The following is a 25,802-nucleotide window of genomic DNA, read 5'->3' on the forward strand; positions in this document are numbered from 1 at the left end:
GCAGGCGCGGTCGCGGGTGGGGTTTCTCCCGGACGGGTGCCATGATAGAAGCATGGTGCCCGAAGACGGGCAACCCGGGGCGGTTGTGCACCGTCGGCGGTATGACCGCGCCGGGGGACCAGAATCGATTGAATCAGGCCGACGGGAGCGTGCGATGAAGGTTCTGCTGATCGGATCGGGCGGTCGGGAGCATGCACTGGCGCGTGCGCTCGAAGCCAGTGCCTCCGTGTCTTATCTGTGTGCCGCCCCCGGTAATGCCGGTATTGCCGAGCATGCCGAGCTTCTGGACCTCGATCCCGCCGACATGGACGGCATTGCCGCCTTCGCGAAGGCAGAAGGCATCGGCCTGGTGGTGATCGGTCCCGAGGCCCCGCTGGTCGCGGGCCTGGCCGATGTGCTGGAAGCGGCCGGCGTGCCGGCCTTCGGCCCCTCGGCCGCCGCCGCGCGTCTGGAAGGCTCCAAGGGCTTCACCAAGGACATCTGCGCCCGCTACGGCATTCCCACCGCCGCCTATGCCCGTTTCACCGATGCCGGGGCGGCCAAGGCCTATATCCGCGCACAGGGCGCGCCGATCGTGGTCAAGGCCGACGGTCTGGCGGCCGGCAAGGGCGTGGTGGTGGCGATGACCGAGGCCGAGGCACTGGAGGCCGTGGACGAGATGCTGGGCGGCCGCTTCGGCAGCGCCGGCGCTTCGCTGGTGATCGAAGAATTCATGGAGGGCGAGGAGGCGAGCCTGTTCGCACTCTCGGACGGCACCACCGCCATCCTGCTCGGCACCGCCCAGGACCACAAGCGCGTGGGCGACGGCGATACCGGCCCCAATACCGGCGGCATGGGCGCCTATTCCCCGGCCCCCTGCATGACGCCCGAGATCACCGGCCGCGCGATGACCGAGATCGTTCAGCGCACCGTCGACGCCATGGCGGCCGAGGGAACGCCCTTCGTCGGCGTGCTCTATGCCGGGCTGATGCTGACCAAAGACGGGCCGAAGCTGGTCGAATACAATGTCCGCTTCGGTGACCCCGAAACCCAGGTTCTGCTGCCGCGGCTCTGGGGGGATCTTGCCCAGATCCTGCTGGCCGCCCGCGACGGCCGGCTCGACCCGTCGATGATCGAGCTTGATCCGCGCACCGCCCTGACCGTGGTGCTGGCCGCAAAGGGCTATCCCGGCGACTATGCCAAGGGCGATGAGATTCGCGGCCTCGACGCTGCCCGTGCGGCCGCCCCGGAGGTGATCGTGTTCCACGCCGGCACGAAGACCGACGATGCGGGCCGCCTGCTTTCCAATGGCGGGCGCGTGCTCGCGGTCACGGCCCTGGGCGACGGCCCGGCGGAGGCACAGAGCCGCGCCTATACTGCGGTCGATGCGATCGACTGGCCGGGCGGGTTCTGCCGCCGCGATATCGGCTGGCGGGCGGTCGGCTGAACCGATCCCCGACGCGAGACGACGACAAAGAACAGGACGGCTATGAAGAAACCGGCACGGCCCGCCGCAGCACCACGGTGATCCGGTTGTTGCGCGGGTCTGCCCGCTGATCGGGCACCAGCATGGTCGACTGACCACGTCCCGACACTTCTTCGACGCGCGCCACCGGCACACCCGCATCGGTCAGCACCTTCTGGGCCGCGATCGCCCGCTCGGCGGTCAATGCCCAGGCATCGGGCCGGGTGCCGGGCTCGCCACCCAGATAGGCGCGCACGGCGATCTGGTTGGGTGAGGCCCGGACCGTGGTCGCCGCCAGCGCCAGCAGGCGCCGCGCCGCCGGATAGGGCTCGGCGCCGCCGGAGGGGAAGACCGGCTCGTCTTCCCGATCCATGATGTTGATCTCCAGCCCCTCGTCGGTCACGCGCAGGGTGAGGTTGCCCGACAGTTCGCGGGTGGAGGGGTCGGAGGAAATCGCCTTGAGCAGCCGGTCGGCGGTATCCTCGAACGACCGGCGCTCGGCCGCGCCACGGGCGGCGATGTCGCGCTCCCTGGCCCGGTCGCGGGCCTCGACCATGCGCTGGGCGGCATCCTGCACCGCCTGTTCGAAGGTCTGCATGGTCTTGGGCGCCTCGAGCCGCTCGCCCGAGAGCACCCGGCGCATGGCCTCGGCCGGGTCGTTCACCGGCAGCTCTTCGGGTGGCGCCTCGTCGGCCGGATTGGCGGCCGGGCGCTTGGCCATATCGGGCTGCAGATCCATCGGCGAGGGCGGCGGGGTCAGGTCGGATCGTTCGAAGGACGGCATGCTGACACCGCCCTGGCCGACATTGATGTCGGGCGTGCCCGACTGCATGGGCATGGTGTGCGAGGCGCCGGCATCGCGGAACACGGTCCAGGTCGGCGTGAAATAGTCGGCGATGCCCTTGAGCTTCTTTTCGTCCAGCGCGTTCAGCAGCCAGAGCAGCAGGAAGAAGGCCATCATCGCGGTCACGAAGTCGGCATAGGCCACCTTCCAGGCACCGCCGTGATGGCCGCCGCCCTTGCCCTTCTTGACCTTCTTGATGATCGTCGCGTGGCCGCCGTCCTCCGCCATCGATCAGCTTCCCTTGGCCTTGTTGATCGCCGCCTCCGCCTCGGCGAAGGTCGGCTGCATGCTGGAGGGAATGTTGGCGCGGCCGACCTCGATCGCCACCTGCAGCGCATTCTTCGACAGCGTCGAGACGAAGACGTCGCGGATCAGCTTGTAGAACCGGGCATCGGCCTCGTTGATCTGCTTGATGCGCCCGGCCAGCGGGCCGACCATGCCATAGCCCAGGAAGATGCCGAGGAAGGTACCGACCAGCGCGCTCGCGATCAGCCCGCCCAGCACCGCCGGCGGCTTGTCGATCGAGGACATGGTCTTCACCACGCCCAGCACTGCCGCCACGATACCATAGGCCGGCAGACCGTCGGCCACACCCTGGAGCGCATGGGACGGCTCCATGTGTTCCTCTTCGACCTTCTCGAGCAGATTTTCGAGATAGGCCTCCACCTGATGCGGATCTTCATGGCGCATGCTCATGTTGCGGAGCGTGTCGCAGATCATGTTGATCGCAAGATGGTCGTTCAGGATTTTCGGATACTTCTTGAACAGCGCGCTGTTTTTCGGGTCCTCAAAATCGTTGAACTTGGTCCCTTCGCGCTGACGCTTGTAGAGCGCGATGTACATCAGGCTGATCAGGTCAATATAGTCCTGCTTCTTCCACTTGGCGCCCTTGAACGCCTTACCGAGCCCGCCCAGCGTGTGCTTGATCACCTCGCCACTGTTGCCGGTGACGAAGGCACCGAGCGCGATGCCGCCGATGATCATGCCCTCGATCGGCAGGGCCTCCAGAATCACCTCGATATGGCCGCCGGCGATGATGAACCCGCCGAAAACCAGGACGAGGGTGAGGATGATGCCGATAATCGGACCCATGGGGCGAAGGCTCCTGCTGCAACGCGGTAGGCTCTGGCTGGAGAGAGGTTATCTCAGGCTTTTGAAGAAAACCTTAAGCAAGTCGGCCGCCGCGGTTTCCCCGATCCCGGCGAAGATTTCGGGCCGGTGATGGCAGGTCGGATGGGCGAAGACGCGGGCGCCGTGGTCCACGCCGCCGCCCTTGGGATCCGCTGCCCCATAATATAGGCGGCGGATCCGGGCGAAGGAGATCGCCTGCGCACACATGGCGCAAGGCTCCAGCGTTACCCAGAGATCCAGCCCGGTCAGGCGCGGGTTGCCGATCAGGGACGCGGCCTGGCGGATCGCCAGAATTTCGGCATGGGCGGTGGGATCGTGGTCGGCTTCGGTGCGGTTGCCGGCCGCGGCCAGGATGACCCGCCGGACCGGATCGACCACCACCGCGCCCACCGGAACCTCCCCCCGTGCCGCCGCGGCGCGTGCCTGTTCAAGCGCCGCCTCCATGGGACGAAGCGGCTGGGACGGATACGGAACGGGCATCGGGACGTGGTTCGGCATGGCAGCCAAGCGAAGCCTGCATGGGGTTTCACGTCAAGCGGCCCTTGCATCCTGACGCGGGAAGCCCCATGAATTGCGCCCATGGGTACATCCGCTTCCGCATACCGCCCGCTCGTCGGCGTCACCCTCGACGTCGAACAGCCCGGCGGCTATTCGAGGTTCCCGTGGTACGCGCTTCGTGTGAATTACATGGATGCGATCGTCACCGCGGGCGGCCTGCCGGTGGCGTTGCCCCATGAACCGGAGCTGGCGGCCGAACTGGTCGGCCGGCTGGACGCGCTGGTGGTGACCGGCGGTGCGTTCGACGTGGACCCGGCCCTGTTCGGTGCCGGGATGCGGCATGCCACGGTCACGACCAAGGACCGGCGCACGGCTTTCGAGCTGGGCGTGGTTCGTGCCGCGCTGGACCGGGATATGCCGGTGCTGGGCATCTGCGGGGGCGAGCAATTGCTCAACGTCGCGCTCGGCGGTACCCTGGTGCAGCACATCCCCGACGCCTTTCCCGAGGCGCTGGCCCACGAGCAGCCGAACCCGCGCAACGAGCCGGGGCACGAGGTCCTGATCGACCCCGATACCCTGCTCTCGCGTCTGGTCGGCACGGCCCGGATGACTGTGAACAGCGCCCATCACCAGGCGGTGGACCGGATCGCGCCCGGCGCGGTGCGCAATGCCGCGGCCCCCGACGGGGTGATCGAGGGGCTGGAACATCCCGGCTTCCGCTTCTGTCTGGGTGTGCAGTGGCACCCCGAATTCCTGATCGATGCCGGCGATCGCCTGATTTTTGACGGCCTTGTCGCCGCCGCCCTGGAGACCAGATGACCCGCAGCCTTCCGACCGAGCCGGACCGCGCGCGTGAGCGCGTCGCCCGGGCCATCGCCCGTGCGGGCCTGTGTTCCCGCCGCGACGCCGAGCGTCTGATCCTCGACGGCCGGGTGGCGGTCAATGGCCGCCGCATCGACAGCCCCGCACTGGACGTGACGCCCGCCGACCGGGTGACCGTCGACGGCCGGCCCCTGCCAGCGCGCGAGCCGGTGCGGCTGTTCCTCTATCACAAGCCGCGCGGGCTGATCACGACCAACCATGATCCCGAAGGCCGGGAAACCGTCTTCGACCGCCTGCCGGCAGATCTTCCCCGCGTGGTGAGCGTGGGGCGCCTCGACTACAACTCTGAAGGGCTCCTGCTCCTCACCAACGACGGCGAACTCGCCCGTCGTCTCGAGAGCCCCGAAACCGCCTGGCGCCGCCGTTATCGGGTGCGTGTCTACGGCACGCCCGACGCCGATGCGATCGGACGGCTGGCCCAGGGTATGACCGTCGAAGGTGTCCGTTACGGCCCGATCGAAGTGGAGATCGAGCACGAGGGCACGAATGCGTGGCTTTCGGTGGTGTTGACCGAAGGCAAGAATCGCGAAATCAGACGGGTCCTCGAAAGCCTCGGACACCCGGTCAGCCGGCTGATCCGTGTTGCCTATGGACCGTTCCAGATCGGCCGCATGCACCCTGGAGAGGTGCGCGAGGTGACCGCCCGCATGCTGAAAGACCAATTGGGCTCACTCGCCGAAGGCCTTCATCTGCCCGAGACCGGGCGTGACGCCCCGCTCCGGCGCCAGGCCGCCAAGACCGGCGCGCCTGCACCAGAAATGATCGACAAGATGACCGACGAGACCAAGAAGGTCGAGAAGACCGGGCCTGCCGCGGACGAGACCGCCGCCGCCGCCCCTGCCGCCGCCCAGGCCACGCGCCCCGCGGCCGACGAGATTCCGGACGCCCGCTTCATCGAGGACGAGGACCTTGAGGGCGAGGACGATTTCGACGGTGAGGAAGAGTTCGAGGACGACGCGTTCGAAGAGGAACTCGACGAGATCGAGGTCGAGACGCTTGAGGATCTCGAAGCCCTGATCGCCCGGGCCGAAGAGCTGACCGAAGGCGACGACGAGGCCGAAGATTTCGACGACGACGAAGACGAGGATGAGGACGGCGACGACGAGGATGACGACGAGCTGCTGACGCTCGCGCGCCCTGTCGATGCCCCCCAGGCCCCGTCGTCGCGTGCCATCCAGGACAAGCGCCGTCAGCGCGAGTTCCACAACACCGATCGCCCGACCCGTGGCCTGCATGTCGCCGGCGACCGGCGTGACGATCGTCGCGACGACCGCCGTGACGATCGCCGCGAAGGCTGGAGCCCGCTGAACGACGAGCAGGACGAAGAGGTCGATGCCGCCATCGCCGAGCAGCGCGCCCGCGAGGCCGGCCGTGGCGACCGCCGCGGCTTCGGCGGCGGCCGGCGCGAATTCGGTGACCGCGACGACCGCGGCGGTGATCGCGGCGGCTTCCGTGGCCGCGACGACCGTGGCGGCGATCGTGGCGGCTTCGGTGGCGGCGAGCGGCGCTTCGGCGGCAATCGCGACGATCGTGGCGGCCGCGGCGGTGACCGCGGCGGCTTCGGCAGTGGCGAGCGGCGCTTCGGCGGCAATCGTGACGACCGTGGCGGCGATCGTGGCGGTCGCAGCTTCGGCGGCGACCGGCCCTTCGGCGCGCCCCGCGGGCGTCGTCCCGAGGGCGAGAGCGGCGGCGAGGACTGATCGGCCATGCCGCGGATCGTCGGCGGCCGCCATCGCGGCCGCACGCTTCAGGCTCCCGAAGGTCGGGCGGTCATCCGCCCGACCTCCGAGCGTGCCCGTGAAGCCCTGTTCGACATCCTCGGCCATCGCGACCTGAGAGGGGATGGCGAGGCGGCGGTCCGTGACCGCCACGTCGCCGATCTCTGCTGCGGCATCGGCGCGCTGGGGCTGGAAGCCCTGTCGCGCGGTGCCGCCTCGGCCGTGTTCATCGACCGCGACCGCGCCTCCCTCGCCATCGCCCGGGCCAATGCCGCGAAGCTCGGCGAGGAGCGCAACTGTCGCTTCGCCGCGGCCGATCTCGGCCGCCCAGAGACCGTGGCGGCGGCGCTGCGCAGCGACCGGCCCTTCGATCTGATCCTGCTCGACCCGCCCTACGACGCCCCCGCAGTGGCCGAGGCCATCCTTGCCGGGCTCGTCCGTTCAGGCCGACTCGCCAGCCCGGCACTCGTCACCGTGGAGCTGGCCCGCGGCACGGACATCGTGCTGCCCGAGGCGCTTCGTGTTCTCGACCGGCGCCGTTACGGCAAGGCCGACCTTCTGATCCTTGGCCACGCGGTCGCGGACGAGGGTGACGATGCCGACCATATCGGCACCGCAGATTGATCGCCCCAGAAAAGCCCCTCGCCTGACGGGACTGCATCATGAAGAGTGGACGGGCCGGCCCTGACCGGTGCCCCCGCCCCCTCTCTTCCCGGATGCCGCCGATGATGCTTCGTGCCCTTGCCGTTGCCCTTCTGCTAGCCCTGCCCCTTGCCGCCTGTAATGAAGACGGCAGCAGCACCGGCAGCGATGACAGCGCCCAGACCGGCATGGGCCGCATGGTCGCCACGGCACCGATGTCGACCGAGATCCAGTCGGCAGGCGCCGCGCCGGAGCCGATGGCGGTTGGCCAGATGGCGGCCCCCCCCATGGCGGAGGCTCTTCAGCCGGACGCCGCCGGCTTCCTGGCCTATACCCATGACCGCAACCTGATAACCGAGGCCCCGGACAGCCGCGTCGCCGCGCTGGAAAAGCTCTGCCGCGAGATGGCAGGCTGCAGCGTGCTGACGGTGCGTGTCGACGGCAGCAGATCCGGCTATTTCGAGGCCCGTCTGCCCAAGCCGGGCGTCGCCCGGCTGGACGACTATCTCTCGAGCATTGCCGAAAACGGCGAGATCGACCGCCAGACCAGCGCCGAAGACCTGTCGGATCAGATGGTCGACGTGAAGCAGCGCATCGCCCTGCTGACCACCCATCGCGACCGGCTGCAGGCACTCTATCAGCGCAGTGATGCCCGGCTGGAAGACCTGATCACCATCAGCCGCGAACTGGCCGACACCCAGACCAGGCTCGAGCGCGCCGAGGGGGAGTTCGGCCGCCTGGAGAGCCGGATCGATCGCGACATCTATCGCGCCCAACTGCGGGCACCGGTGACGGAACCGGGCCTCCTCGCCCCCTTCGGCAATCTGGGCGAAGACCTGCTCTACTCGCTGCTCTACACGCTTCGCGATGCGCTGGATGTGCTGGTCTGGATCATCGGCATGCTGCCTGCCCTGATCCCGCTGGTCCTGCTGCTGACCCTGGCCGTGCGCGCCATCCGCCGCCGCCGGAAGGGTTGACACCGCCCGAGGGGGTGACACCGCCGGAAGGGGCCGGGACCGGGTCAGGCGCCGGCCCGGCCCGCCCGGCAGATCGCAGCGCAAAGATCCTCGACCAGATCTTCGGCATCCTCCAGCCCTGCATAAAGCCGGAGGCCGGCTCCCTCGGCCGGTGGCCGCGATACCGTCCGCCCCTCGCCGGCGGTGAAGGGCGAGACCAGCGAGACCGCGCCGCCCCAGCCGTAACCCGGCCGGAACAGGGTCAGCCCCCGGCCGATGGCCGCGGCGTCGGCCGGGCCGCCCCCGTCGACCACCAGCGAGAACAGCGTCCCGGCACCGGTGAAGTCGCGGGCCCAGACATCATGGCCGGGATGGTCGGGCATGGCTGGATGCAGCAGGCAGAGACCGCGCACGTTCAGCGCCGCCACCGCCGCCAGCAGGCGGCGGGTGGTGCGGTCCTGGGCAGCCAGGCGCACGGCCAGCGTCTGCATGGCCACCGCCGCCTTCTGGGTGGCATCGGCTGAGACGGCCATGCCCTGCAGGGCTGTCTCTTCCAGCACGTCCTCGTAGAGCGCCCGATCCCCGGTCGAGATCGCGCCGAGCGACACGCCGGCCACCCCGGCATGCAGCTTGGCCAGAGACTGCAGCACCAGATCGGCACCGTGATCGGCCGGCCGGTAATGCAGCCCGGCGCTCCAGGTGTCGTCGACCAGCAGGCGGGCGCCGGCCGCATGGGTGGCCTCGGCCACAGCCGCCAGGTCCTCGACCTCGAAGGTGAAGGCCCCCGGCGTTTCGACGCAGACCAGCCGGGTGTCGGGGCGGAGCACATCGCGGATACCGGCGCCGATCCCCGGCGGGAAGTAGTCGATGCCGATGCCCGCCGCAGCCGCCCGCCGGTCCAGATGCCAGCGCAGCGAATAGGTGACGGCATCCGTGACCGCCACCCGCTCCCCCGGTTTCACCGACGCCCAGAGCGCCGCGATGAAGGCCGAAAGCCCGGCCGGCGCGATCACCGCATGGGCCAGACCATTGGCCGCCGCCACCATCCGCGCCAGCGCCCCTGACGAGGGCGTGCCGACCGCGCCGTAATAGAAGCCGGCGAAGGGATCATGGCCCTGGCGCGCCAGGCTCTCCCGGTCGACCGGCGCCATGGCATCCAGGTCGCGGAACAGCACCGTGGTCGCCTCGGTCACCGGCGGCACCGGCGTTTCCACGGGTCCCAGCGGAAAGCGCGCGCCCTGCGCCAGCGTCGTCGCCGGGCGGGTCGGTCGCTGCCCGCTCACGAGGCCAGCCTGCCGCCGAGGGGCCGGCCGCGCACGGCATCGGCAGCGGCGACGACCTCCGCCACCTCGGCCAGACGCGGCGCCCCCACCTGCGGCAGCGGATAGCGCAGCGAGGCCTCGCCGAAATTGTGGAACAGGTCCAGATAGGGGCCTTCAGGCGTCCCCCAGTCGACATAGTCGTAGCCGGCCCCGCCATCCTCGCCACACAGCGGATGCTGGACCGCCCAGTTCAGGCTGATCGGGTCGGGCGCGCCATGGCTCAGGCGGAAACGGTCGAGGGTGTCGAGCAGGGCCAGGCGGCTTTCATGGCGCTCGCCCAGGCCGAACAGCACGGCACAGCCGCAATCGATGCCGGCCTCTCCCAGCACGTCGAAGGCGCGGTGCATGCGATCGGTCCACGAGGCCCGCTTGCGGCCGACATCCTTGCTCATGCCCCCGATCTCCTCTGGCGACAGGGTCTCGACCCCGATGAACACATAGGATAGGCCGGCACGGGCCAGGCGCGCCACCTCGGCGGGCCGGGTCAGGATCTGGTCGATGGTCAGTTGCCCGCCGAAGCGGATGTCGAGCGGCTGGCGGTCCATCAGGTCGCAGAACCGGTCGATCAGCCGGGTGGCACCGCCCAGCAGCACCGAATCCTCGCAGAATGCGCTGGCCCGGCGGCCCGGCCAGTCCTCGGCAATCGTCCGGCAGGCAGCGGCGAGCTGGCCGTGCAGCCGGTCGGCGCTGTTGGCAAGGTCGCGCACCCCGCCGGTCGCCGACACCCGCTCCGAGCAGAAATTGCAGTCGTAGACGCAGCCGCGGCCGATATCGCTGAAGACATGTGCGGTCATGCGCCCGCCGAACACGCCGAAACTGGCCGAGACCCCGAAGGTCCGGGCCGGGCTGGGCAGGGCCATCTGGTTCATCGCCACCCCCCGCGAGACCAGATAGCCGGGGCGGCCGCGATCATCCAGGCCGAGGATCCAGTCGCCCGGGGTTGCCGGGTCGATCTCGTGGAACAGCGCCGCCGGATGCAGGCTCCGGCGGACCGCCGCCTCCACCGCCCGCCCCAGAGCGGCGATCAGATATTCGCCATCGCCCATCGCCACGGCATCGAATACCGCCGGCAGCCGGCCGGCATGGATCAGCTCCAGCGGTGCGCCGGCATGCCGCCCGAGCGTGGCCGCCCGCCGGTCGCTGCGGTCGGGCAGCCAGACCGTCTCGCTGGCATGGCGCCCGCCGAGGACGATCGCCACCCGATCCCCCAGAATCTCCCGGGCCTCCCGCGCGCAGGCCACGGCGCCCGGCAGACAGAGCGACATGGCGCCGATCAGCAGCAGGTTCGGGCGCTGCCGCTCGATCAATGCCCGGAAGGCGGGCATGTCGTCCATGGAATACATCAGCAGGGTCGAGGCCCGGGCGGCAGCACGGGCCGCGCGGGGATCGGCCGCCGCCCAGTTGGAAGCGCCCCAGGCGCCACGGCCCGCCGCTGCTTCGGCCGCGGCGACCCGGCAGGCATTGTAGAGGCTCGCCGCATCGCGGCTATTGAGCGCACGATCATCCTTCGCACCCGCCACCCAATCGGGAGCGGAGACGGCAACAGCCCTCAGCGTCATGGTCGATTCCCGGTTCGATGAATGATGGCGCACCCCCTGTACCGGCTCCGGGCGCGGCCACGGATTTTTCCGTATCCCGCGACCCGTACCCGACAGCCCCATGGCAGGGGAAAGCCATGAAGCCCTTCAGGTAGAACCAGTCAAGAGACATGCAACCCAAGGAGATTATGCCTGAAAGACACACGCTCTGGTCAAGGTGTTTGCCATTACAAAACGCGAAGGTTGCGATCTTGTGCGGACTTTTCTTAATCCAATATATCAACCAATAATTGATGATGTGCCTTAAGGAGCTTTCGCCCGGTGCGCTTCGGGATCAAGAGGCGGCAGGGCGATCCAGGCGATGATGGTGGACTGAAAGATCTGGTTGAAATTGTCGTCGCTGACGAGGATCAGCGTCTTGCGTCCGTCGCGCAGGTCGGGACCGAAGGCCATGCCCTCCCAGTTATCTGCCGGCAGGCCGGCCCCGATCAGATCGGAAACAAGCCATTTTTGTGCGGTCACCACATCGGCATCCAGCGGAGCTTCCCGCGCCAACAGGTCTTCCGCCTCCGCCGGATCTGCGAGATACAGACGCACGCGCAACCGATAGCCGAACCAGAATCCGCGTTCCAGAACCAGATATCGTCCGTCGCCCAGCATCAGAATGGAGACGGCACCATTGATCTCGGTTCCACCGCTCATTCCCGGCTGCTGCGGGTCCGGCTGCAGCTCAAGGCGATAGCCATGTTCAGCAACCTCGCGACCGGTGCGGCGATCATATGTGGCGACCCTCAGGATCGGCCGATGAACGGCACGGCCCGGATACTGGTCCTGTGCAAGTGCAAACTCACTCAGAAAGGTGATCTGCCGCCCGTCGGGCGACAGGTCCAGCCCTTCGATGCCCTTGTTCGGCCGGATGCCACGCCGCTGAGGCTTGCCCGCATCCGGCAAAAAATGTGCCGGCAAGGGCAGCTGTCGGACCAGTTCTCCGTCGAGCGTGCTCTCGTACAGACCGGGCGGAACCCGGGATTGCGGCCAGCCTTCCGAAGACCAGATCATGCGTTCCGTGGACGGGTCGTAACGCAGGGCCTCTCCGTCCACGACATCGGGTTTCGTGACCTCATCGGCGGCTGTCGCCACCAGCCACTGCCAGTCCCGATCGAAAACCCGGAACCGATTGCTCTTCAGATCGAAGCGGATGTCCAGGCGCAGCGCGCGCGGCGGGCCCCATTCGCCTCGATCGTCACTGATGGCAAGGAAGCGGCCGAGACCGGTATCGTCAACCGGCGCCATGACGGCGATCTCCGACAGGCCACCCACCGGAATCCCAAGCGGCCCATCCTCTCGACGGAGCACGCGCTGATCGAGCAGCTCCACGCCCCCGGCCGCCGCCGGGTCGGCCGCAGCCGGGATGGCACAACCGGCGAGGAATGGCAGCGCCATCAAAGCGATCGACAGACGGAACAACTGCCGCAGATGCTCCGCCATCACCGCCGCCCGAACAGCCGCTCTATGGCAGTTCGGTCAAGCGACACCCAGGTCGGCCGGCCATGATTGCACTGGCCGGAATGTGGCGTGATCTCCATCTCGCGCAGCAGGGCGTTCATCTCAGGGATGGTCAGCCGGCGGCCGGCACGCACGCTGCCATGGCAGGCCATGGTCGCACAGACCGCCTCCAGCCGGTCCGCCAGCGCCAGGGCCTCGTCATATTCGGCGATCTCGTCGCCGAGGTCGCGGACAAGCCCCTGCGCATCCACGCGCCCCAGCAGGGCCGGCACGCCACGAACCAGCACCGCCCCGGGCCCGAAGGCCTCGATCTCGAGCCCCAGCCGGCCGAGTTCGGCCGCCCGTCGGAGCAGGCCGTCGGCCACCGCTTCGTCCAGCTCCACCACTTCGGGCAGCAGCAGCCCCTGCGAGGGCACGCCGGCCTCGGCCATATGCCGCTTCATCCGCTCATAGACCAGACGTTCATGGGCGGCATGCTGGTCGACCACGACCAGGCCGTCGCGGGTCTCGGCCAGGATATAGGTGTCGTGCAGCTGCGCCAGGGCCGCCCCCAAAGGATGGGCGCGGGTCGCCTCGTCGGCGACATGATCTGCCGGGGCCGCCCCGCGGGCAGCGGGTGGTGCGGGAGGGGCTACGCCCCGATCGGCAAGTTCATGCGGCAGCGCGCCTTCTCCGGCCGGCGGTGCCCAAAAGGCCGTCGCCCGCGCGGCGGCCTGGGGGTCGGGACGGTCCGGCAGGACGCCGGCCGCCGCGGCCCGGGCCGCCGACCAGAGCGAGTCCTGTCCCGCCCCGACAGCGCCCGGCATCGGCCGGGGTGCCGCGGCCGGCAGGACCGCCTGATTGACGGTGCCGAGCGGCCCCACCCCACCCAGGGCCCCGACCCCACCCAGAGCCGTCGCCGCGCGGTGGCCGGCCTCGGCCAGGGCGTGGCGCAGAGCCCCTATGATCAGGCCACGGACAAGCTGCGGGTCGCGGAACCGCACCTCGGCCTTGGCGGGATGGACGTTCACGTCCACCAGCCGGGCCGGCACGGTCAGGAACAGGGCGACCATCGGATGCCGGTCGCGGGCCAGGAAATCCTGATACGCGGCCCGCACCACCCCCTGCATCAGCCGGTCGCGCACCGGCCGGCCGTTGACGAACAGATACTGGTGCTGCGCCGTGCCGCGGTTCAGCGTCGGCAGGCCGGCATGGCCCTCCAGGCGCAGCAGGTCGCGCTCGGCCTCGATCTCCAGCGCATTGGCGGCAAAATCCCGCCCCATGATCCGGCCGAGCCGGGCGAGGCGCGCCTCGGCACCGGTTCCCGTCTCGGGCCGGAAGGCGAAGATCCGGCGCTCGCCGTCGGCCAGCGAAAAGCCGATCTCGGGATAGGCCATGGCCAGGCGGCGGAGCGCATCGGCCACAGCCTGGGTCTCGGTGCGTTCCGCCTTCAGGAATTTGAGCCGGGCCGGCGTGGCATAGAACAGGTCGCGGACCTCGACCCGGGTGCCTGGCGGGCCGGATGCCGGCTTCACCGGTGCCCTTATGCCGCCCTCGACCACAATTTCAAGCGCCGTATCCGCCCCGCGCCGACGGCTGGTGATGCGCAGCCGCGCCACCGCGCCGATCGAGGGCAAGGCCTCGCCACGGAAACCCAGCGTGTCGATCTCGACCAGATCGTCATCGGCGAGCTTCGAGGTTGCATGGCGCTCGATGGCGAGTTCCAGATCATCGGCATCCATGCCGATGCCGTCATCGGTGACGGCGATCAGGCTGCGCCCGCCGGCCCCCAGCACCACATCGACCTGCCGGGCACCGGCATCGATCGCATTCTCGACCAGTTCCTTCACCGCCGCCGCCGGCCGCTCCACCACCTCGCCGGCGGCGATGCGGTTGACCAGGGTTTCGGGCAGGCGGCGGATCCGGGACATCGGGCGACGATACCTCAGCCGGCGGCGGCCAGGTATTCGCGGGTCAGGATCTTGCCCTTCTCAACCGCAGGCTGATCAAAGGGATCCACCGCCAGCAGATCGGCCAGAAGGATGGTTTCGATCATCGCCGTCATCATCAGCGCGCCGATCGTCCGTCCGTCGACCGCATCCAGCTTCATCCGGATGGTCGGGCGGCCTTCGGCGATCAGGCTCTCGGCCGTGGCCCGGGCCTCGGCCGCGATCAGATCGCCCAGGCTGCGGCCGGCGAGATAGGGAACGCCATAGCGCGTCGCCGCCTCGGGCGTGATCCGCCAGGCCGGCTGCTGCTCCGCCGGCGGCTCGATCACCGTCACCAGCTTGTCGCGCGGACCGTCGAGATAGAGCTGCAGCTGGCTGTGCTGGTCGGTCGCCCCGCGCGCGAAGACCGGCGCCAGACCAATGCCCTGCTTGCCGAGGCTTTCCCCCACCAGCTGCCGCCACCACTCGCCGAAGCGGGCCAGCCGGTCGACATAGCCGAACTGCACCGCCTGCGAGACGCCCTTGTGCTGCATCAGCGCCGCCGTCGCCGCAGCCCCCATCGCCGCCGGGATCTCCGCCGGATCACTCCCGGCAAAGGCCTGGTCGAGAACCGCCGCAGCGCCCTCGCGGATGGCCACCGCATCCACGCCGCCCAGCATGGCCGGCAGCAGGCCGACCAGCGACAGCACCGAGAACCGGCCGCCGACATTCGGGTCGTGATCGAAGGTCTCGACGCCGTAGTCGTTGGCGATCCGGCGCAGCGGCGAGTTGCCGGGCTCCGCCACCACCACCAGCCGCGCGGCCGTCGCATCCCGGCCGAGCGAGGCTTCCATGCGGTCCAGGACCAGAAGCAGCTGCGCCACCGTCTCGACCGTCCCGCCGGATTTCGACACGGCCAGCACCCGCGTCCCGGCCCAATCCAGGCCGTCCACCAGCCGGCGGAAGCTCACCGGATCGACATTGTCGGGGGTGTGAATGCGCGGTCCGCGATCCTCGGGATCGCGCAGCTCCAGCAGCGCCTGTGCGCCCAGGCTGGAGCCGCCGATGCCCAGCACCAGCACATCCGACGCCTCGTCGCGCCAGCGCAGCACCAGCGGCTCCAGAGCCGCCAGATCGTCGCGGGCGGCCGGCAGGCGCAGCAGGGGCAGGGTTCCGTCGGCCTGACAGCCACGCAGACGCGCCAGTGCCGACCGGGTCTGGTCGAGCAGCGCCCCACATTCCGCCCCGGTATCGGCGAGGCATCCGGAGAAATCGATCGAGAACGGCAGAGTCTTGGCCATGATGCTGATGCTTTGTCCTTGTTGGGACGTCACTGGGTGCTGTCGGGCGCGGTGCTTCGGGCACCATTTTCCGAAATCCGGGCGGCGGCGGGAGCGGCGGATCCGGCCCCGTCTGCCGGCTGCCCGACCATCACCACCGACAGCTTGTCGGTATCGAGCAGCCGCTTCGCCACCCGTTTGACGTCGTCGGCCGTTACCGCCTCAATCAGGCTGCTCCGATCGTCGAGATAGCCGGGCGGCAGATTGTGGATCTGCATCGTGACCAGCAGCCCGGCCACAGCACCACTGCCGTCGAGCGACAGCGGGAAGGATCCGGTGAGGTACTTCTTGGCGCCGGCGAGTTCTGCCTCGGTCGGCCCCCCTTCGGCGAAACGGGCGATCTGATCGCGGATGACCTGAACCGTCTCCCGCGCCCGGTCGTTGCGGGTGGCGGCATAGCCATAGAGCAGGCCGGCCCGGTCGAGCGGATAGAGCGTGGTGCCGACACTGTAGGCAAGCCCGCGCGTCTCGCGGACTTCCCGGAACAGCCGCGCCGTGAAGGTACCGCCGCCCAGAATGTGGTTCATCACGAAGGCCGGGAACCAGTCGGGATCGCTGCGCAGAATGCCCGGCAGGGCGAAGGTGATGACGGTCTGCGGGATCGGCCGGTCGACCACCGTCTCGCCGAAGAAGCTGGGCGAAACCGGATCGGTCTTCGGCCGGCTGTCGCCCGCAGGCAGGCCTGCGAAGGCCAGATCCACCACCCGCCCGGCCGCCTCGGGCGTGATGTCGCCCACCACCCCCAGAGTCAGCCGGTTGCGGGTGAACTGACGGGAGACGTAGGCCACCAGATCCTCGTGGGTGAGGGCTGCCACGGTCTCGCGGGTGCCGTCGGTGTCACGGCCGTATGAATCGGTCGGAAACAGCCCGGCGAGCAGGCTGCGCGAGGCGATCGCCTGCGGGTTTTCGGCCGAGCGTGCCAGCGAGACCAGCAGCTGCCTGCGGTCGCGCTCGATATCGTCGGCATCGAACCGCGGCGCGGTGAGGGCCAGCCCGACCAGCTTCGCGGCCTCCTCCGCTTCGGTCGCAAGGCTGCGGAAGCTGCCCGAGAAGGCATCACGATCGACACCGGTCGAGAATTCCACCGCACGTGCGGCCAGCGCATCCTGGAAGGCCGGACCATCCATGTCGCCCGCCCCTTCGACCAGAAGGCCCGACGCGAGCGTCGCGGCGCCGGCCTTGGCCGCCGGTTCGATCCGGGTACCACCCGCAAAGGCGAAATCGACGGTGACCACCGGAAGCTCCGACACCTGTACCAGCCAGAAGGGGATACCCTGCGGGCTGGTGAGCGTGCGGATGTCGAGCGCGCGTGCCGCCGGCACCGGCCCGATCACCACCAGCAGCACCAGCGCGGTCAGGATGGTGCCGATCATACGCAGGCCGAGGCGCCGCACCTCGTGACCAATCGGCGACATGTGACGACGGAAAGACGACAGGGTGGTGATCAATGGACGGTCCCCTCGCTGGAGGGCGGGGTCACGGCCGTGGCCGCAACGGCGGGTGCGGGATCGTCGACACCCAGCCCTTCAGGCAGCAGCACGCCGGTCGCCGTGCCCTGATCGGGCCCCATCACCGCCCGCAGGGCTTCCATGCCCTGATCGCCGGTGATCGCCGCCACACGCTGCGGCCAGGTCTCGATCCGTTCCAGCGTCTCGCCGGTGGCAAGGGCCGCCCCCACCATATTGGCGGTGGACGACACGCTGTCGCGGGCATAGACGGCATCGGCCAGCATCCGGGTGCGGGCACGTTCCAGCACGTCGGGGGCGACGCCCTGTTTCAGGATGTCGGCCAGCGCGCGGCCGACCGCCGCTTCAAGTCTGGTGATCGACACACCCGGCGCCGGGGCTGCATAGACCATCAGCTGGCCTTCGTCGCGCGCGCCGGCGTAATAGGCCCCGGCCTGGACGGCGACGCCTTCATCCACCACCAGCCGGCGGTAGAGCGGCGAGGTCGAGCTGCCGCCCATGGCGAAGGTCATGAGGTCCAGCGCCTCTTCGCGGTCGCGGCCGAAGACATCGGCACGGGGCACCAGCCAGGAGCGGCGCCACGAGGGCGAGGCCACGCCGGCGGCGTCCTGCACCAGCCGGCGGTCGCCCACCAGCGGCGCCGGCGCCGGACGCACGCGCTTCGCCTCGTCGAAGCCGGCGGTATCCGGGATCCGGCCATAGGTCTCGGCGGCCAGGCGGAAGACGTCTTCTGCCCGGACGTCGCCTGCGACCACGACGATGGCGGCGGAAGGGTGGTAATGCGCCTTGTAGAAGGCCACCGCATCATCGCGGTCCAGCGTCTTCAGCTCGTCCGGCCAACCGATCACCGGCCGGCCATAGGGGTGGCCGGCATAGACCATGGCCCGATAGGCCTCGCCGAACCGGGTCTGGGGATCGTTGTCGGTGCGGCTGCGACGCTCCTCGATCACCACCTGCAGTTCGGTTTTGGTGTCTTCGGGCCGAAGCCTCAGCCCGGTCATCCGGTCGGCTTCGAGCCGCATGACCAGATCGAGCCGGTCGGCCGCGATGTTCTGGTAATAGGCGGTGTAGTCGTAAGAGGTGAAGGCGTTGTCGCGGCCGCCATTCTCGGCGATCAGCCGCGAGAATTCATCGCCCGAGGTCTGCTCGGTGCCCTTGAACATCAGATGTTCCAGGAAATGGGCGATACCCGAGCGGCGGGCCGGCTCGTCCGCCGCACCCACCCGGTACCAGACCATGTGCGAAACCACCGGCATCCGATGGTCTTCGACCACCACGACGGTGAGCCCGTTCTCCAGCACCCGGCTCTTCGCGCCGAGCAGAGGCGTCGCCGCCTCGGCGGCGGCAGTGGCGGTCGCTGCGGCGATCGACGGCGAGGTTGCGGCAAGGGCTGGCGCCGCTGCCAGCAGGACCGGGGCGGCCATCAGGGCCGACGTCACCAGCAGCGATGCGACCAGCCGCCCGGGACGCAATCCACGCCGGGCGGGTGATGGGGACGCAGACAAGCGTCGTCTCCTCTTCGGTTGACCGGCCGCGCGGGGCACATGCGGCCGCATCACAGGATGGGCCTCGACGGCGGCCGGTGCAACCCCGCCCGGATGACGACAGCGGCTCGTGTCGCTCAGAAGATGCCTTCAAGCAGGCCGCGGCGCTTGCGCTCGATGATCGGCGTCTCGCCGGTGTCGATCGGCCGGCCGACCGCCTGATTGGTCTGCAGGCGGCGCTGCTCGGCACCGGCATCGATCACGGTGCCCGGCTGCTCGCGCTCCTGCCAGAACAGCAGATCGTCGACGAAGCTCTCGCTCGCCTCGGCCAGCTGGGTGTTCTCCTGCGCGATGGTCGCGCGGATCGACGGATCCGCCCGGTCACCACCGGTCCGGGCCAGCACCGCCTGGTCGAGCGGATCGATGCCGTTGGCCACCGGTGCCGCAGCCGGCGCCGTGCCGGTCAGCGCCTGGCGCGCCGTCTGGGCGGGCGTCGCCTCCTGCGGGCGCGGCGCACCGGGCTCTGGCGGGCGCAGATCGTAATTCGGCGGCAGAACGAGCGGTGCGCGCGGCACGACGGCAAATTCGTCGGGCGCCCGCTTGTTGAGGCCCAGGGTCTCGCGCGCCGAATCACAGGCGGCCAGGCCGACGCTCAGAATGGCGATCACCGACAACGCGGTCAGGCGGCTCATGCGGTCTGCTCCCTCATCCCGTCCAAGGGCCCGAAGCCCGGGGACAGCGTCCATGATAGGCGACAGGAGGCGGATCTTCGCCCCCCTGGTCAGGTCTTTTCCGGGCCGGCCGGATCGCGGCCGAACAGGCCGTCCACCAACAGCAGGATCACGCCGAGCGTGATGCCGGCATCGGCGATGTTGAAGGCGGGCCAGTGCCAGCCGGCATAGTGGACATCCAGGAAGTCCACCACCGCACCGATCCGGACCCGGTCGAGCGCATTGCCGATGGCGCCGCCGGCCACGAAACCCAGCCCCAGCGCCGTCAGCGGCCGCTCGCCCTTCCAGGCCCAGCGGCCGAGGAGAACGGCCACCACCGTCGCCATCACCGCCAGCCCCCAGCGGGCAAGCTCGCCATGCTGGGCCAACATACCGAAACTGACCCCGCGATTGAACACGAGTGTCAGGTTGAAGAAGAAGGTGACGACGACGCCGTCACCCGGCATGTCGAAGGCGGCGAGCGCCAGCTGCTTGGTGATCTGGTCGGCCAGGAACACCAGCAGGAAGCCCACGACCAGCATGCGCCGGCTGCGGGCCCTCGCCGCCTGGTGCCAGGCCGCCTCGGCCACCGATCCCCGTTCAGCCATGGGCCACGGCATCCGCACAGCGGTCGCACAGCTCCGGATGATCGGCATGGGTGCCGACCTCGGGCAGGACCTTCCAGCACCGGGCGCATTTCTCGCCATCTGCCCGGCCGACCACCACGGCCACGCCCGGCACGTCGTCCAGCCGGAAGGCATCGGCCGGGGCATCGCCGCCGGTGAGCGTGGCGTCAGAGGTGATCGACAGCTCGGCCGGATCCAGCCCGTCGAAGACATGGGCATGTTCCGGCGCCAGCCAGACGGTCGGATGCGCCTCGAGGCTCGCCCGGATACGCTTCTCGCGGCGCTCCACCTCGATCGCGCCGGTGATCACCCGGCGGATCTGACGGACCCGCCGCCAGCGATCGGCCAGCGCGTCGTTGCGCCAGGCGTCGTCGGTGTCGGGGAAGATCCGGCGATGCACGCTCTCGCCCTCGGGCACCTGGCCCTCGGGGAAGCGGGCGAGCCAGGCTTCCTCGGCCGTGAACACCAGGATCGGCGCCGACCAGACGGTCAGACGATCGAACAGCAGGTCCATCACGGTGCGGGTCGCCCGGCGGCGGATGCTGTCGGGCGCGTCGCAATAGAGCACGTCCTTGCGGACGTCGAAATAGAAGGCCGACAGGTCGACGGCGCAGAAATTGTGCAGCAGCGTCGCCATGGTGTGGAAGTCATAGGCCGCGATCGCCTTGCGGATCTGGCCGTCCAGCTCCCACAGCCGGTGCAGGATGAAGCGCTCCAGCTCGGGCATCTCGGCCAGGGGCAGGCGCTCGGCCTCGGTGAAGCCGTCGAGCGCGCCCAGCAGATAGCGGAAGGTGTTGCGCAGCCGGCGATAGGCATCGGCCTGCGAGGACAGGATCTCCTTGGAGATGCGCACATCCTGCGAATAGTCGGCCGACACCACCCAGAGCCTGAGGATGTCGGCGCCGTACTGTTCGATCACCTGCTGGGGGGCGATGACGTTGCCGACCGATTTCGACATCTTGCGGCCTTCGCCGTCGAGCACGAAACCATGGGTCAGCACCGCTTCATAGGGCGCCGTGCCGCGGGTGCCGCAGGATTCGAGCAGCGACGACTGGAACCAGCCGCGATGCTGATCCGAGCCTTCGAGATAGAGCGAGGCCGGCCACTTCAGGTCGTTGCGGCCTTCAAGCGTGAAGGAATGGGTCGAGCCACTGTCGAACCAGACATCCAGGATGTCGGTGACCTGCTCGTAATCCTCGGGGTTGCGGCCCTTGCCGAGGAATTCGGCCGGATCGCGGGTATACCAGGCCTCTGCGCCCTCTTCGGCCACCGCGATCGCCACCCGGTCGATGACCTCGGGATCGCGCAGCGGTTCACCGGTCTTCCGGTCCACGAACACGGTGATCGGCACACCCCAGGCGCGCTGACGCGAGACCAGCCAGTCGGGACGGGTTTCCACCATCGAGCGGATGCGGTTGCGCCCGGTCTCGGGCACCCAGCGCACCTGATCGATCGCGGCCAGCGCCTTCTCGCGCAGCCGGGCATGCTCCATCGAGATGAACCACTGGCGAGTGGCGCGGAAGATGACCGGCGCCTTGGACCGCCAGGAATGCGGATAGCTGTGGCGCAGCCTGCCACGGGCAAGCAGCGCGCCCGCCCCGGTCAGCTCGTCGCACATCCGGTCGTCGACCTTGAAGACATGGTCGCCGGCGAAGATCGGCACCTGATCGGTATAGGTGCCGTCCTCGGCCACCGTGTCCGGCACCTCCAGCCCGAAGGCACGGCCCAGCAGGAAGTCTTCCTCGCCATGGCCGGGGGCGGTGTGGACAAGGCCGGTGCCCTGCTCGGTGGTGACATGGTCGCCCGGCAGCAGCGGCACTTCGAAATCATAGCCGCGGCCATGGAAGGGATGGGCGCAGACGGCGCCTTCGAAGGCGCTGCCCTTGAAGGTGGCGACCACCTCATGGCCGGTGATGCCGGCCTCGGCCAGCACCTGAGCGGCCAGCGCCTCAGCCAGCACCAGCACCTCGCCCATGCGGGCGAGCGAGCCGTCGGCGATGCCGGTCACGCGGATCGCGACATAGTCGAGATCCGGGCCATAGGCGACTGCGCGGTTGCCGGGGATGGTCCAGGGGGTGGTGGTCCAGATCAGGACCGCGGCCCCGTCCAGCGCCGGATGGGTGGCCTTCACCACCGGGAAGCGCACGGTGATCGTGGTCGAGGTCTTGTCGTGATATTCGATCTCGGCCTCGGCCAGCGCGGTCTTTTCGACCGGCGACCACATCACGGCCTGGGGGCCGCGATAGAGCTGACCGGAGGTGAGGAACTTGCCCAGCTCCCGCACGATCTGCGCCTCGGCGCTGAAGGTCATCGTGAGATAGGGCCGTTCCCAGTCGCCGAGGACGCCCAGGCGCTTGAACTCTTCGCGCTGCACATCGATCCAGTGGCTCGCGAATTCACGGCATTCGCGGCGGAACTCGACCAGCGGCACTTCGTCCTTGTTCCGGCCCTTCTCGCGATAGCGCTTCTCGATCTCCCACTCGATCGGCAGACCGTGGCAATCCCAGCCGGGGACGTAGGGTGCATCGCGGCCCTGCATCTGCTGGCAGCGGCTGATCACGTCCTTCAGGATCTTGTTCAGCGCATGGCCGATATGGAGATGGCCGTTCGCATAGGGCGGCCCGTCATGGAGCACGAAGCGCTCGCGGTCCCGGCCGTCTTCGCGCAGGCGTGCATAAAGGTCCTGGCCGGACCAGCGGTCGAGCAGACCGGGTTCGTTGGCCGGCAGGTTGCCGCGCATGGGGAAACGGGTCTGGGGCAGGAAAACCGAGGCTTTGTAGTCCACGCTCATCGAGGTCCGGCCCTTCCGGGCTTCAGGTTGGTGACGGGGAGACACCGGCCGGCGGAATGCACGGCCGATGGCATAAGGGCAGGCACGCCCGAACCCGGGCGGGCCGCATCATGCCATGGGGCGAGGCTCATGGATAGCGCCGGTCGGCTGCCCTGGCGAGAAGCGATCGCGCCTGTTCGGCATCGGCGGCGATCTGGGCCTTCAGGGCCTCGATCCCGTCGAAGCGGCGCTCGGGACGAATGCGCTCGATGAAGGCGATCTCCACCCGCCGGCCGTAAAGATCGCCGGCAAAATCGAAGAGATGCGCCTCGAGCAGCAGGTCGCGCTTGTCGAAGGTGGGGCGGCGGCCGAAATTGGCAACACCGCCGAAATGGCCGCCGGGCAGCACCTCGCCACCGGGACCGCGGCCGGGTGCGACATTCACCCGGATCGCATAGACACCGGTCGCCGGCTCGACATAGCGGCCGATCGCGACATTGGCGGTGGGAAAACCGATGGTCCGCCCGCGCCGGTCGCCGCCGCGCACCCGGCCCGACACCGACCAGGGCCGGCCGAGCAGGCGGGCGGCACGCACCATGTCGCCCCCGGTGATCGCGGCGCGGATGGCGGTGGACGAAAAGATCGTGTCGCCATCGGCGCGCGGCTCCACCACCGACAGGCTGAAGCCATGGGCCTGGGCGGCGGCTTCCAGCATCTTGGCATCGCCGCCCCGGCCCTTGCCGAAGACGAAATCATGGCCGATGGAGAGATGGGCGACGCGCAGCCCGCGCCACAGCACCCGCTCCACGAAGTCTTCGGCCGGCATGGCGGCCAGCAGGCGGTCGAAGCGCAGCATGAACACCGCGGCGATGCCGGCATCGTCCAGCACACGCAGTTTGTCGGCCGGGGTCTGCAGCCGGCCGGGCGCCCGATCGGGCTGCAGCACGCTGCGGGGGTGGGGCTCGAAGGTGAGCACCGCCGGCCGGGTGTTGAGGCGGCGTGCGGCCGATTCCGCGGCGCCGATCACCGCCTGATGGCCGCGATGCACACCGTCGAAATTCCCGAGCGCCACGGCAAGACCGCGTGCCTCGGGGCCCAAACCTTCGAAACGTCTGTAGAGCCGCATTCCCCGTCCATGTGTCCGGCCCCGGGCAGGCGGGGCGATGGGTCGCGCGGACCGCCGCCGCCCCGCCCGGGCCGGCGGATCAGCCGGCGGCAGCGAGTGCGGCCGCGCGGGCCGGCACCATGACCTTGGTGATGCCGTCGACGACGACCGTGCCGCCCACCAGGCATTCGGTGGCGAGCGTCACGCGCCGGCGCGCCGGATCGATCTCGTTCACCCGGACCAGTGCCGTCACCGTGTCGCCGATGCGCACGGGCGCGCGGTACCGGAAGCTCTGGTCGACCAGGATGGCGCCGGGCCCGGGCAGTCTGGTTCCGAGAACCGCGGAAATCAAGCTCGTGGTGAAGGCGCCGTGGGCGATACGGCCCTTGAACGGCGTCGTCTGTGCGAAGTCCTCGTCCAGATGGACCGGGTTGTGATCGCCCGAAATGTCGGCAAAGGCCCGCACATCGGCGTCGGTCACGGTATGGGAGATCGTCGACTCCATGCCGACGGTCATGTCTTCGAGGCTCAGGCCGCTGATCGCGGTCATGGGAACCAGACCTTTCGATACTGCGCCCGGTCGCGCGCGGCCGGACCCGTCATGCTCTCCACGAGCCCGCGGGCGGGCCGCGGGCGACTGCATTCTCGTCCGGTGGCAGGGCGATGCCGGCCCCGGTCCCTTGTTTTATGTGCAGTGCACTATAAACCGGGCCGGCAGGTGGAGCAAGTGGCACATGGCGGGCAGAAATGGGCACTCGATACGGATACAACCGCCGAATGCCCATTCAGAGTATCATGATGTCCATAAATCGTGCCTGACGGTAATATCCGTACAAACCTATCCGCGCTTGCTGAGGAAATCGCGGATATGGGCCTCCACCTCGTCCGGCGCCTCATGGGCGATCCAGTGGGTGGCATGCTGCACACGCTCAATTCTGAGATCCGGCACCCAGGCCTCCAGCCCCTCGATCAGCCCGGGCACGAGCGCCGTATCGCCCAGCCCCCAGATCACCAGGGTCGGCACCCTGACCGAATAGACCGCGGGATCGAGCAGCGGCTGCTCGGGCGGGGTCGTGCCCGCCGGCACCACGTCGATGGGCGAGGCCCGGTACCAGTTCAGCCCGCCGGTCAGCCGGCCGGGCCGGCCCCAGGCCTCCAGATAGGCGGCACGGTCTTCGTCGGTCATCAGCCCCTTGTCGTAGACCGGGCGCATCGAGAACCGCCACAGCCAGTCGAAATCATTGGCCGACAGCTTCTCTTCGGCTTCGGGCGTGCGGAACAGGCGGAAATACTGGCTGGCCCGGATCTGCTCGGGATTGCGCATCAGCTCGCGCTGGAAGGTCGCGGGATGGGGCGAGTTCAGGATGATCAGCCGGTGGATGCGGCCCGGATGGGCCATGGCGAAGGACCAGGCCGCCGCCCCGCCCCAGTCATGGGCGACCAGGATCACCTTTTCCACCCCCAGCGCATCGATCAGCCCCAGGATGTCGCCCACCACCCGCTTCGTCCGGTAGGCTTCCACCTCGGCCGGGGCGTCGCTCTCGCCGAAGCCGCGCAGATCGGGGGCCACGCAGCGATACTCGCCTGCGAAGCGGGACATCATGCCCTTCCAGGCGTACCAGAATTCCGGAAAGCCGTGCAGGAACAGCATGACCGGGGCGTCGGCCCGGCCGGCTTCGGCGACATGCAGCGTGACCTCGCCGACCGGAACGCGGCGATGGGTGATTTCGACCATGCGGGTCATCCTCCCTGGCGCGGCCGGGCCTTGCCGGTCCGCATTCATACGTTTGTTTTTATGCATGCTAGCGACATCCGCCCGGCACCGCCACCACTCAGGCGGTGGACATGGGATGGACAGCCGCCACCGGTCGCCGTAAAGCTCTGGCTGATCGCCGTTCCACCCCTGCGCACAA

At 69.1% G+C, this 25,802-nt stretch carries 21 protein-coding genes; 5 read left to right on the plus strand and 16 right to left on the minus strand.

Going from position 1 to position 25,802, the window contains the following annotated elements:
- The first annotated feature begins 154 nt into the window (after positions 1-154).
- On the plus strand, positions 155-1,426 hold the full coding sequence (gene purD / locus TMO_RS14485) for a phosphoribosylamine--glycine ligase (protein WP_014746389.1): 1,272 nt from the start codon (positions 155-157) through the stop codon (positions 1,424-1,426).
- 40 nt (positions 1,427-1,466) lie between these two features.
- Here purD and TMO_RS14490 read toward each other — a convergent pair whose 3' ends face one another.
- From TMO_RS14490 to TMO_RS14500, 3 genes are read right to left on the minus strand one after another with little or no spacing between them, the layout of a single operon-like run.
- Positions 1,467-2,516, minus strand: a complete 1,050-nt coding sequence (locus TMO_RS14490) for a flagellar motor protein MotB (RefSeq protein ID WP_014746390.1) — start codon at positions 2,514-2,516, stop codon at positions 1,467-1,469.
- 3 nt (positions 2,517-2,519) lie between these two features.
- Entirely contained in the window at positions 2,520-3,380 is an 861-nt protein-coding gene (gene motA / locus TMO_RS14495) for a flagellar motor stator protein MotA (RefSeq protein WP_014746391.1), read from the minus strand.
- Between the two features lie 48 nt (positions 3,381-3,428).
- Positions 3,429-3,899: a nucleoside deaminase gene (locus TMO_RS14500; protein WP_228382233.1), complete on the minus strand. Its 471-nt coding sequence runs from the start codon at positions 3,897-3,899 to the stop codon at positions 3,429-3,431.
- 99 nt (positions 3,900-3,998) lie between these two features.
- Between TMO_RS14500 and TMO_RS14505 the strand changes: the two genes are divergently transcribed.
- The 4 genes from TMO_RS14505 to TMO_RS14520 all read left to right on the plus strand — a co-directional run bounded on the left by TMO_RS14505 (position 3,999) and on the right by TMO_RS14520 (position 8,136).
- Positions 3,999-4,736, plus strand: coding sequence for a gamma-glutamyl-gamma-aminobutyrate hydrolase family protein (locus tag TMO_RS14505; protein WP_014746393.1), 738 nt, complete (start codon positions 3,999-4,001; stop codon positions 4,734-4,736).
- Positions 4,733-6,499: a pseudouridine synthase gene (locus TMO_RS32835; RefSeq protein ID WP_014746394.1), complete on the plus strand. Its 1,767-nt coding sequence runs from the start codon at positions 4,733-4,735 to the stop codon at positions 6,497-6,499. Before TMO_RS14505 ends, TMO_RS32835 begins: the two co-directional genes overlap by 4 nt.
- Positions 6,500-6,505: 6 nt before the next feature.
- A complete protein-coding gene (locus tag TMO_RS14515; RefSeq protein WP_014746395.1) occupies positions 6,506-7,141 on the plus strand; it encodes an RsmD family RNA methyltransferase in 636 nt (211 codons plus the stop codon).
- Positions 7,142-7,242: 101 nt separating this feature from the next.
- The gene (locus TMO_RS14520) at positions 7,243-8,136 is read left to right on the plus strand and encodes a DUF4349 domain-containing protein (protein WP_014746396.1); all 894 of its coding nucleotides are present in this window, start codon (positions 7,243-7,245) and stop codon (positions 8,134-8,136) included.
- Between the two features lie 44 nt (positions 8,137-8,180).
- On the opposite strand, the gene TMO_RS14525 is transcribed toward TMO_RS14520, so the two are convergent.
- The 13 genes from TMO_RS14525 to TMO_RS14585 all read right to left on the minus strand — a co-directional run bounded on the left by TMO_RS14525 (position 8,181) and on the right by TMO_RS14585 (position 25,624).
- On the minus strand, positions 8,181-9,398 hold the full coding sequence (locus TMO_RS14525) for a PLP-dependent transferase (protein ID WP_081598932.1): 1,218 nt from the start codon (positions 9,396-9,398) through the stop codon (positions 8,181-8,183).
- Positions 9,395-10,996, minus strand: a complete 1,602-nt coding sequence (locus TMO_RS14530; RefSeq protein WP_145978142.1) for a B12-binding domain/radical SAM domain-containing protein — start codon at positions 10,994-10,996, stop codon at positions 9,395-9,397. Before TMO_RS14530 ends, TMO_RS14525 begins: the two co-directional genes overlap by 4 nt.
- A 282-nt stretch (positions 10,997-11,278) precedes the next feature.
- Positions 11,279-12,463 (minus strand): esterase-like activity of phytase family protein, encoded by a 1,185-nt coding sequence (locus TMO_RS14535; RefSeq protein ID WP_014746399.1) that lies wholly within the window; start codon positions 12,461-12,463, stop codon positions 11,279-11,281.
- Positions 12,463-14,391 carry a DNA mismatch repair endonuclease MutL gene (gene mutL / locus TMO_RS14540; RefSeq protein ID WP_014746400.1) on the minus strand — a complete coding sequence of 643 codons (1,929 nt, stop codon included), beginning with the start codon at positions 14,389-14,391 and terminating at the stop codon, positions 12,463-12,465. Before mutL ends, TMO_RS14535 begins: the two co-directional genes overlap by 1 nt.
- Before the next feature lie 14 nt (positions 14,392-14,405).
- Positions 14,406-15,689 carry a hypothetical protein gene (locus tag TMO_RS14545; protein ID WP_014746401.1) on the minus strand — a complete coding sequence of 428 codons (1,284 nt, stop codon included), beginning with the start codon at positions 15,687-15,689 and terminating at the stop codon, positions 14,406-14,408.
- A gap of 29 nt (positions 15,690-15,718) precedes the next feature.
- Positions 15,719-17,176, minus strand: coding sequence for a M16 family metallopeptidase (locus TMO_RS14550; protein WP_014746402.1), 1,458 nt, complete (start codon positions 17,174-17,176; stop codon positions 15,719-15,721).
- Entirely contained in the window at positions 17,173-18,699 is a 1,527-nt protein-coding gene (locus TMO_RS14555; protein WP_014746403.1) for a M16 family metallopeptidase, read from the minus strand. The genes TMO_RS14550 and TMO_RS14555 overlap by 4 nt, the downstream gene beginning before the upstream one ends.
- 116 nt (positions 18,700-18,815) lie before the next feature.
- Positions 18,816-19,370: a DUF3035 domain-containing protein gene (locus tag TMO_RS14560; protein WP_014746404.1), complete on the minus strand. Its 555-nt coding sequence runs from the start codon at positions 19,368-19,370 to the stop codon at positions 18,816-18,818.
- An 89-nt stretch (positions 19,371-19,459) separates the two neighbouring features.
- Positions 19,460-19,996 (minus strand): signal peptidase II, encoded by a 537-nt coding sequence (lspA, locus tag TMO_RS14565; protein WP_014746405.1) that lies wholly within the window; start codon positions 19,994-19,996, stop codon positions 19,460-19,462.
- A complete protein-coding gene (gene ileS, locus TMO_RS14570; RefSeq protein WP_014746406.1) occupies positions 19,989-22,805 on the minus strand; it encodes an isoleucine--tRNA ligase in 2,817 nt (938 codons plus the stop codon). Before ileS ends, lspA begins: the two co-directional genes overlap by 8 nt.
- A gap of 127 nt (positions 22,806-22,932) precedes the next feature.
- Positions 22,933-23,910 carry a bifunctional riboflavin kinase/FAD synthetase gene (locus TMO_RS14575; protein ID WP_014746407.1) on the minus strand — a complete coding sequence of 326 codons (978 nt, stop codon included), beginning with the start codon at positions 23,908-23,910 and terminating at the stop codon, positions 22,933-22,935.
- Positions 23,911-23,989: 79 nt separating this feature from the next.
- Positions 23,990-24,439: a MaoC family dehydratase gene (locus TMO_RS14580; protein ID WP_014746408.1), complete on the minus strand. Its 450-nt coding sequence runs from the start codon at positions 24,437-24,439 to the stop codon at positions 23,990-23,992.
- Between the two features lie 288 nt (positions 24,440-24,727).
- The gene (locus TMO_RS14585) at positions 24,728-25,624 is read right to left on the minus strand and encodes an alpha/beta fold hydrolase (RefSeq protein ID WP_014746409.1); all 897 of its coding nucleotides are present in this window, start codon (positions 25,622-25,624) and stop codon (positions 24,728-24,730) included.
- Positions 25,625-25,802: the final 178 nt, after the last annotated feature.

It is taken from the genome of Tistrella mobilis KA081020-065, assembly GCF_000264455.2.
GTDB lineage: Bacteria > Pseudomonadota > Alphaproteobacteria > Tistrellales > Tistrellaceae > Tistrella > Tistrella mobilis.

What these genes read in the sequence shown, in the direction of transcription:
- purD (WP_014746389.1), top strand. Translation starts at nt 155, where the DNA reads ATGAAGGTTCTGCTGATCGGATCGGGCGGTCGGGAGCATGCACTGGCG.
- TMO_RS14490 (WP_014746390.1), bottom strand. Translation starts at nt 2,516, where the DNA reads ATGGCGGAGGACGGCGGCCACGCGACGATCATCAAGAAGGTCAAGAAG.
- motA (WP_014746391.1), bottom strand. Translation starts at nt 3,380, where the DNA reads ATGGGTCCGATTATCGGCATCATCCTCACCCTCGTCCTGGTTTTCGGC.
- TMO_RS14500 (WP_228382233.1), bottom strand. Translation starts at nt 3,899, where the DNA reads ATGCCCGTTCCGTATCCGTCCCAGCCGCTTCGTCCCATGGAGGCGGCG.
- TMO_RS14505 (WP_014746393.1), top strand. Translation starts at nt 3,999, where the DNA reads ATGGGTACATCCGCTTCCGCATACCGCCCGCTCGTCGGCGTCACCCTC.
- TMO_RS32835 (WP_014746394.1), top strand. Translation starts at nt 4,733, where the DNA reads ATGACCCGCAGCCTTCCGACCGAGCCGGACCGCGCGCGTGAGCGCGTC.
- TMO_RS14515 (WP_014746395.1), top strand. Translation starts at nt 6,506, where the DNA reads ATGCCGCGGATCGTCGGCGGCCGCCATCGCGGCCGCACGCTTCAGGCT.
- TMO_RS14520 (WP_014746396.1), top strand. Translation starts at nt 7,243, where the DNA reads ATGATGCTTCGTGCCCTTGCCGTTGCCCTTCTGCTAGCCCTGCCCCTT.
- TMO_RS14530 (WP_145978142.1), bottom strand. Translation starts at nt 10,996, where the DNA reads ATGACGCTGAGGGCTGTTGCCGTCTCCGCTCCCGATTGGGTGGCGGGT.
- TMO_RS14535 (WP_014746399.1), bottom strand. Translation starts at nt 12,463, where the DNA reads ATGGCGGAGCATCTGCGGCAGTTGTTCCGTCTGTCGATCGCTTTGATG.
- mutL (WP_014746400.1), bottom strand. Translation starts at nt 14,391, where the DNA reads ATGTCCCGGATCCGCCGCCTGCCCGAAACCCTGGTCAACCGCATCGCC.
- TMO_RS14545 (WP_014746401.1), bottom strand. Translation starts at nt 15,689, where the DNA reads ATGGCCAAGACTCTGCCGTTCTCGATCGATTTCTCCGGATGCCTCGCC.
- TMO_RS14560 (WP_014746404.1), bottom strand. Translation starts at nt 19,370, where the DNA reads ATGAGCCGCCTGACCGCGTTGTCGGTGATCGCCATTCTGAGCGTCGGC.
- lspA (WP_014746405.1), bottom strand. Translation starts at nt 19,996, where the DNA reads ATGGCTGAACGGGGATCGGTGGCCGAGGCGGCCTGGCACCAGGCGGCG.
- ileS (WP_014746406.1), bottom strand. Translation starts at nt 22,805, where the DNA reads ATGAGCGTGGACTACAAAGCCTCGGTTTTCCTGCCCCAGACCCGTTTC.
- TMO_RS14575 (WP_014746407.1), bottom strand. Translation starts at nt 23,910, where the DNA reads ATGCGGCTCTACAGACGTTTCGAAGGTTTGGGCCCCGAGGCACGCGGT.
- TMO_RS14580 (WP_014746408.1), bottom strand. Translation starts at nt 24,439, where the DNA reads ATGACCGCGATCAGCGGCCTGAGCCTCGAAGACATGACCGTCGGCATG.
- TMO_RS14585 (WP_014746409.1), bottom strand. Translation starts at nt 25,624, where the DNA reads ATGGTCGAAATCACCCATCGCCGCGTTCCGGTCGGCGAGGTCACGCTG.